Origin of the sequence: Streptomyces sp. AcH 505, assembly GCF_000818175.1 — a bacterium.
GTDB lineage: Bacteria > Actinomycetota > Actinomycetes > Streptomycetales > Streptomycetaceae > Streptomyces.
In genome coordinates this window covers 5,188,651-5,196,715 of sequence record NZ_JTIY01000001.1, presented here as the reverse complement: position 1 = coordinate 5,196,715, position 8,065 = coordinate 5,188,651, and the positions used below count along the sequence as shown (strand labels likewise).

2 protein-coding genes are annotated in these 8,065 nt (G+C 70.3%); both read right to left on the bottom strand.

All coding sequences use genetic code 11. The annotated features are described in order from the left end of the window. Window positions 1-6,122 (bottom strand): type I polyketide synthase (locus tag HY68_RS42150; RefSeq protein WP_041991935.1); only part of this gene is annotated, 6,122 nt, incomplete at its 3' end. 31 nt (window positions 6,123-6,153) lie between these two features. Continuing rightward, window positions 6,154-8,065: beta-ketoacyl reductase (locus HY68_RS23585; protein ID WP_206742981.1), on the bottom strand; the 1,912-nt coding region annotated here is incomplete at its 5' end.

Here is an 8,065-nt window from a genome sequence, read left to right as displayed (position 1 = left end):
ACCGACCCCGCGCCCACCAACCCGCCCAACCGCCCCGCCTGCCCGCGCAACCCACCAGCACTCCGCGCAGACAACACCCACGGCACCACACCACCAGAAACCACACCCACCGGCTCCACCGGAACCACCCCAGGAGCCTCCTCCAACACCACATGCGCGTTCGTACCGCTGATACCGAACGACGAGACGGCAGCACGGCGTTCGCGGCCCGTCTCCTGCCACGGCTGTGCCTCGGTGAGGAGTTCGACCGCACCGGCCGTCCAGTCCACGTGCGGCGACGGCGCGTCCACATGCAACGTCTGCGGCAGCACACCGTTCCGCAGGGCCATCACCATCTTGATGACGCCGGCCACGCCGGCGGCCGACTGGGTGTGGCCGATGTTGGACTTCAGCGAGCCCAGCCACAGCGGTCGGTCCTCTGTGCGCCCCTGCCCGTACGTCGCGATCAGCGCTTGCGCCTCGATCGGGTCACCCAGCGTCGTGCCGGTCCCATGTGCCTCCACGACATCGACGTCTGCTGTCGTCAGTCCGGCATTGGCCAGCGCCTGCCGGATGACGCGCTGCTGCGAAGGACCGTTCGGGGCTGTCAGGCCGTTGCTCGCACCGTCCTGGTTGATCGCCGACCCGCGCACCACCGCCAGCACCGGATGACCGTTCCGCCGTGCGTCCGACAGCCGCTCCACGAGCAGCATGCCCACGCCCTCGGACAGCCCGAAACCGTCGGCGGCATCGGCGAAGGACTTGCACCGGCCGTCGCGCGAGAGAGCGCCTTGGCGGCTGAAGCCGATGAATCCGATCGGGGAGGACATGACGGTGACGCCACCGGCCAGGGCCAGATCGCAGTCGCCGTTACGCAGCGCCTGCACCGCGAGGTGCAGCGCGACCAGCGACGACGAGCACGCCGTGTCCACCGTCACCGCGGGCCCTTCGAGGCCCAGTGCGTACGCGACGCGGCCGGACACGATGCTGCTCAGGGTGCCCGTGACGAGGTGTCCCACGGACTCCGGCGGAACCTGGTCGGAGTCGCGTCCGTACTCCTCGTAGGCCGCCCCGGCGAACACACCGGTCCGGCTGCCGCGCAGGGAGTGCGGGGCGATCCGGCCGCTCTCGATCGCCTCCCACGAGGCTTCGAGCAACAGCCGCTGCTGCGGGTCCATGGCAAGGGCCTCGCGCGGGCTGATCCCGAAGAACTCGGGGTCGAACCCCCCTGCCCCGTCCACGAATCCGCCTTCGCGGACGTACGAGGTGTCGGGGCGCTCAGGGTCCGGGTCGTACAGGCCTTCGGTGTCCCAGCCCCGGTTCTCCGGGAGCGCGGCGATCGCGTCCCTGCCGTCGGCGACGAGGCGCCAGAGGTCGTCAGGGCTGTTCACACCGCCGGGCATGCGGCAGCTCATTCCGACGATCACGACGGGATCGTCGTCGCCGGTGTCCGTGCCGCGCGAGCGGACGGCGGCCTGGTCGGCAGACGTCTCCTCGCCCAGGAGTTCGGTACGGACCAGTCGGGCGAGAGCCGTCACGCTCGGGTAGTCGAAGACGACGGTCGACGGCAACCGCACCCCGGTGGCGGCATTGAGCCTGCCGCGCAGTTCCACGGCCGTGACGGAGTCGAAGCCGAGGTCCCGGAAGGCCCGGTCCGCCTCGACGTCCGCCGGGTCGGCGTGGCCAAGCACCAGTGCGACCTGTTCGCGGACCTGGTCCACCAGAAGACGCTCTTGGTCCGCCGGGTTGAGCCGCAGCAGTCGCTCGCGCAGCGGCGAGGCCGTCCCCGTCCCCTCGGGTATCAACTCGGCGTCGGCTTCGAAGGCTTGAAGCGCTTCGGGTACGCCCTCCAGGAGCGGACGGCGCCGCGCGGCGGTGAACAGCGGGGCGAACCGCGTCCAGTCGATGTCCGCGATCACGAGGTTGGTCTCGTCGTCGTCCAGTGCCTGTCGCAGACCGTCCAGGGCCAACTGCGGGTCCATGAACGGCAAGCCGCCGCGGTTGGCGTCGTCCTCGTTGAGCAGGGTGGTCATGCCACCGCCCGCCGAGTGCCAGAACCCCCACGCGATTGCCGTCGCGGTCAGTCCACGGCCCCGGCGGTGAGCCGCGAGCGCGTCGAGGAAGGCGTTGCCTGCGGCGTACGCCCCGTTGTGGCCACCGCCCCAGGCTCCCGCCCCGGACGAGAACAGCACGAAGGCGTCGAGTGTGTCGCGCGCGTCCTCGGCGAACAGCTGGTGCAGGTTGGCGGCCCCGACTGTCTTGGCCCGAGTGGCTTCGACGAGTTCCCGCCGGTCCAGATCGGCCAGCGGCTGAATGTGTGCGACCCCTGCGGTGTGGAAGACCGATCTGATCGTGTCACCGGCGGCCTCGACACCGCGTACGAGTTCGGTGAGCGCGTCGCGGTCGGCGACGTCACATGCGGCCACGGTCACCCGTGCGCCCAACTCTTCCAGTTCGGCGACGAGTTCCGTGGCGCCCGGCGCGTTCACGCCGCGCCGGCTGGTGAGTACGAGATGCTCGGCGCCGTCGCCCGCCAGCCGGCGCGCCACCTGCGCGCCCAGGCCGCCGGTGCCTCCGGTGACGAGGACGGTCCCCCGCGCCTGCCACTTCGCCGCCGAATCCGACGGCGTACGGGGCGTACGGGGCGCGCGCGTCAATCGGCGGGCGAACACGGCTGACGCCCGGATGGCGAGCTGGTCCTCGCCGGCGACGTCCCCGGTACCCGCGAGCACGGCGACGAGCCGGGTCAGGGCGCGCGTGTCGAGCGCTTCGGGCAGATCGACGAGACCGCCCCAACGCGCGCTGTGCTCAAGGCCGAAGACCCGCCCGAGCCCCCACACGGCGGCCTGCTCGGGGTGCCGAAGAGGATCGATCCGGCTGACGCTCTCGGCACCGGACGTGGCGATCCAGAGCGGTGCGTCAACGTCCGCGTCGCCCAAGGTCTGCATCAGCGCGAGTAGTTGTCCGGCGGCAGCCACCGGGCCCGCTTCGGACGCCCCCGCCGACAGGGACAGCACACCGGTCGGCGCCTCGTCCGCGGCCAGTTCCCGCAGCAGGTCGGCCAGGCGCTTGCGATCAGGATCTGCGGCCAGGTCGATCACTCGGGTGCGGGCGCCATGCCGTTCGAGGGCGTCGACGACCGAGGTCGCCGCGTCATCGGCGCCCTGGGCGGGAGGGACCGCGACCCACCAAGTACCGGACAGGGCGGGCGCAGTGGTGCCCACGGCAGTCAGCGGCTGCCAGGTGATCCGGTAACGCCAGGAGTCGAGTACCGCCCGGTCCTGCCGACGCCGCCGCCACGACGACAGCTTCGGCAGGACGGCGGCCAGCGGAGAGCCGTCCTCGATGTCCAGTGTGTCGGCGAGACCGGCCAGGTCCTCCCGCTCAACGGCTGCCCAGAACTTGGCGTCCCCCGGGTCGGCGGCCTGCGCCGCCGGCACAGCCTCGACCGTCTCGGGCCGGTGCCAGAAACGCTGGTGCTGGAAGGCGTACGTGGGCAGGTCGACGTAGGAGGAGGGGGTCCGCGCGAAGTGCGTCGTCCAGTCGATGCGGACGCCACGGGTGTGGAGGGTGGCGAGGGCTTCGAGCACGGAGCGTGTCTCGTCGCGGTTCTTGCGGACGGTCGGGATGACATCGGTGTCGGCAAGGCCGGTCAGGACACCGTCAGGGCCGACCTCGACGAAGAGGGTGGCGCCTGCTGTGTGGGCTGCGGTGACGCCGTCCGCGAAGCGGACCGCCTCACGTACGTGCCGTACCCAGTAGTCGGGGGTGGTGAGTTGGCCGTCTTCGGCGAGCTGTCCGGTCAGGTTGGAGACGATCGGGATCGCGGGCTCGTGGTAGTCGAGGCTCTGGGCGACCTGCCGGAAGTCATCCAGCATGGGGTCCATCAGCGGCGAGTGGAAGGCGTGCGAGACACGCAGCCTGCGCGTCCGAACCTCCCGATCGGCCAGGATCTGCCCGATCTCCGCAACGGCGGACTCCGCACCGGAGATGACGACGGCGGCAGGTCCGTTGACGGCCGCGATGCTCACCTCGTGCGCGCGGCCTGCCAGCAGCGCCAGCACCTCAGCCTCGGGGGCGGCGACGGCGAGCATGGCACCGCCGGCGGGCAGCGCCTGCATCAGCCGGGCACGCGCCGCGACCAGCTGGCACGCGTCCTCCAGAGAGAACACCCCCGCGACATACGCGGCTGCCAGCTCGCCGATGGAGTGCCCGGCCAGTACGTCCGCTGTGATGCCGTACGAACTGAGGAGCCGGTACAGGGCCACCTCGAAGGCGAACAACGCCGGCTGCGTCATGCCGGTCTCGTCCAGCAGCCCGGCCAGCTCCGAACCCGGCTCCGCGTGAACCACATCCCGTACCGGATGCGCCAGCAACGGATCCAGAACCGCGCACACCGCATCCCAGGCGGCAGCGAACACCGGGAACGAGGAGGCCAGTTCGCGGCCCATGCCCAGCCGCTGGCTACCCTGTCCGGCGAACAGCAGCGCGAGCTTCCCGCCCGTACCACTGCCGCTCACGACACCAGCAGCAGACGCCCCGGACGCCAGCGCCGCCAAACCCGCCAGCAGCTCCTCCCGGTCCTCACCGACCACGACCGCCCGCTCATCAAGCAGCGCGCGCCCCGTGGCCAGCGCCTGGCCCACCGCAGCGACATCAGCCTCCGGAGCATCCACCACCCACTCCCGCAGACGAGCAGCCTGGACGGCCAGCGACTCCGCGTTCCGCGCCGACATCACCCACGGCACCAGCGGCACCGACGGGAGAGCCGACCTCTCGGGCTCGTCCGACAGTGACTCTTCGGCCGGCGCTTCCTCCAGGATCAGATGAGCGTTCGTTCCGCTGAAGCCGAAGGCGGAGACCGCAGCGCGTCGGGGCGCCTCGTCGTGTTCCCAGGGCCGGGGCTCGGTGAGCAGTTCGACCTCGCCCACCGACCAATCGACGTGCGGCGAGGGCTCGTCCACGTGCAGCGTCTTCGGCATGACGCCGTTCCGCATCGCCATCACCATTTTGATGACGCCACCGACACCTGCGGCGGCCTGGGTGTGGCCGATGTTGGACTTCAAGGAGCCGAGCCACAGCGGCCGGTTGTCCGGCCGGTCCTGCCCGTACGTCGCCAACAGCGCCTGCGCCTCGATCGGATCGCCCAGCACCGTACCTGTGCCGTGTGCCTCCACCGTGTCGATCTGTGAGGCCGACAGTCCCGCGTTGGTGAGGGCTTCCCTGATCACTCTGATCTGGGAGGGGCCGTTCGGCGCGGAGAGGCCGTTGCTGGCGCCGTCCTGGTTGACCGCGCTGCCGCGGACGACGGCCAGGACGTGGTGGCCGTTGCGCCGGGCGTCCGACAGCCTTTCGACCAGCAGCACACCGACGCCCTCGCTCCAGCCGGTGCCGTCCGCCGCACCGGCGAAGGACTTGCAGCGGCCGTCGGCGGACAGCCCGCGTTGCCGGGAGAACTCGATGAAGGTCCCGGGGGTCGCCATCACCGTCACACCGCCGGCCAGCGCCATCGAGCACTCACCCCGGCGCAGCGCGTGCACCGCGAGGTGGAGCGCCACCAGCGAGGACGAGCATGCCGTGTCGATCGAGACGGCGGGGCCCTCCAGATCAAGCGCGTACGACACACGCCCCGAAATGACACTGCCGAGCGCCTCGCTGCGGAAGTAGTCGTGGTACATCGCGCCGACGAACACTCCCGTGCGGCTGCCGCGCATCGAGGTGGGATCGATACCCGCTCGCTCCAGGGCCTCCCAGGAGGCCTCCAGGAACAGCCGCTGCTGCGGGTCGGTTGCGATTGCCTCGCGCGGGGATATGGAGAAGAACCCGGCGTCGAAGTCCCCCGCGTCGTAAAGGAATCCGCCCTGCCGTGTGTACGAGGTCTCCGGATGGTCCGGGTCCGGGTGGTACAGCTCTTCCCCCCAGCCGCGGTCGGTGGGGAATTCGGAGATGGCGTCGCCGCCTTCGGAGACCAGCCGCCACAGTTCCTCGGGCGACGAGATGCCACCCGGATAGCGGCAGCTCATTCCGACGATCGCGATCGGCTCGTGCTCCTTGCCCTCCATCTCTCGCAGCTCCTGGCGAGTTTGATGAAGGTCGGCCGTGACGCGCTTCAGGTAGTCCCGGAGCTTGTCTTCGTTTGCCATCGAACGTAACCCTTCTCAGCCAGTGCACACGTCAAGAGATTTCAAGCTCGTTGTCGATGAAGGCGAACATCTCGTCGTCCGTGGCCGAGTCGATCTGGTCGGCCACCGTTGCTTTGCCGGACTGCTCTCCGTTGTCGTTGAGGCTCGACAGGACCGTCTTGAGACGTGCGGCGAGCCGAGTGCGTGCTGCGCTTTCCTGCGTGAGACCGGCCATCGAGCTTTCGATCCGGTCCAGTTCGGCGAAGATCCGGAGGATGCCGGCCTCTTCGTCCTCGGCTCCGTCGAAGTGACCCACCAGGTGGTCGATCAGCTCGATCGGGGTCGGATAGTCGAAGATGAGCGTCGCCGGGAGGGAGAGTCCGGTGGCCGTGTTGATCCGGTTACGGAACTCCACCGCGGTGAGCGAGTCGAAGCCGAGTTCCTGGAACTGCCGCTGGGACTCGATCGCGGATGCGTCGGCGAAGCCGAGTACGGCGGCCACTTGGCCCCGTACCAGGTCCGACACCGCCGACTGCCGCTCGCCCGGATCCAGAGCGGCGAGCCGATCGGCCAGCCCCGCGGCTTCCGCCCCGCCGGCCGTCGCCCGCTTGGCGGGCTTGCGGACGAGTGCGCCGAACACCGCCGGCAGCCGATCCGCTGCCGCGCCCAGGGTCCTGAGATTGAGCCGGACCGGTACGAGGACGGCTCGATCCCCTGCGATCGTGCTGTCGAAAAGGGTGAGGCCGTCGTCGGGTGTGAGCGGGCTGATGCCGGTGCGCTCCAGACGACGGAGGTCGGTGTCGGCGAGTTGGCCGGTCATGCCGCCGGTTTCCCACAGTCCCCAGGCGAGTGAGGTGGCGGGGAGGTGGTGGGTGTGTCGGTGGGTGGCGAGTGCGTCGAGGAAGGCGTTGGCGGCGGCGTAGTTGGCCTGTCCGGCGCCGCCGAGGGTGCCTGAGACGGAGGAGAAGAGCACGAAGGCGGTGAGGTCGAGGTGGCGGGTGAGTTCGTGGAGGTGCCAGGCGGCGTCCGCCTTGGGCCGCAGAACCGTATCCATCCGGTCCGGGGTGAGGGACGGGATCGTGGCGTCGTCCAGGACACCGGCGGTGTGGATAACACCGGTCAGCGGGTGCTCGGCGGGTACGGAGGCGACGAGCGCGGCGAGGGCGTCGCGGTCGGTGACGTCGCACGCGGTGGCGGTGACCTGGGCCCCGTGCGCGGTGAGTTCGGCCAGGAGGCCGTCGGCGCCGGGGGCGTCGGGTCCGCGCCGGCTGGCGAGCAGGAGGTGGCGTACGCCGTGTTCGGTGACGAGACGGCGGGCGACCAGAGCACCGAGACCGCCGGTGCCACCGGTGACCAGAACGGTGCCGTCCGGCGTGAAGACCGTCTCGTCTCGCGTCTCCGCAATGACGGCCCGGGTCAGCCGCGGCACCCGTATCCCGCCCGCACGGATTGCGAGCTGTGGCTCACCGTTCGCGAGTGCGCTGCCGATGGCGTTGGTGGATGCGGGGTCGTCGTCCAGATCCAGCAGTACGAACCGGTCCGGCTGCTCCGCCTGCGCGGCCCGTACGAGACCCCACACGGCGGCCTGTACCGGATCAGCATCCCCGGACAGGTCCACGGCCACCGCGCCCTGAGTGACGACCACCAGACGGGAAGCGGCGAACCGCTCATCCACCAACCACTGTTGCACGGCACCCAGCACGTGATGCGTCAACGCGCGGGCCGCCTCCGGCACCCCAGCGGATGTCGGCTCAGACAGCCTCAGCAGCACGTACTCCGGGACGTCACCGGCCACCGACAGGTCCGGCAGCTCCGCGTATGCCGGAGCGACCGCGCTACCCGGTGCGGCATCCGCCACCAGCCAGTCCAACTGGAAGAGAGCGTCACGCAACCCACCTCCAGCTGCAGCGAGTTGATCTGCTGCCAAGGGGCGCAGTATGAGGGAGTTGATCGCGGCGACGGGT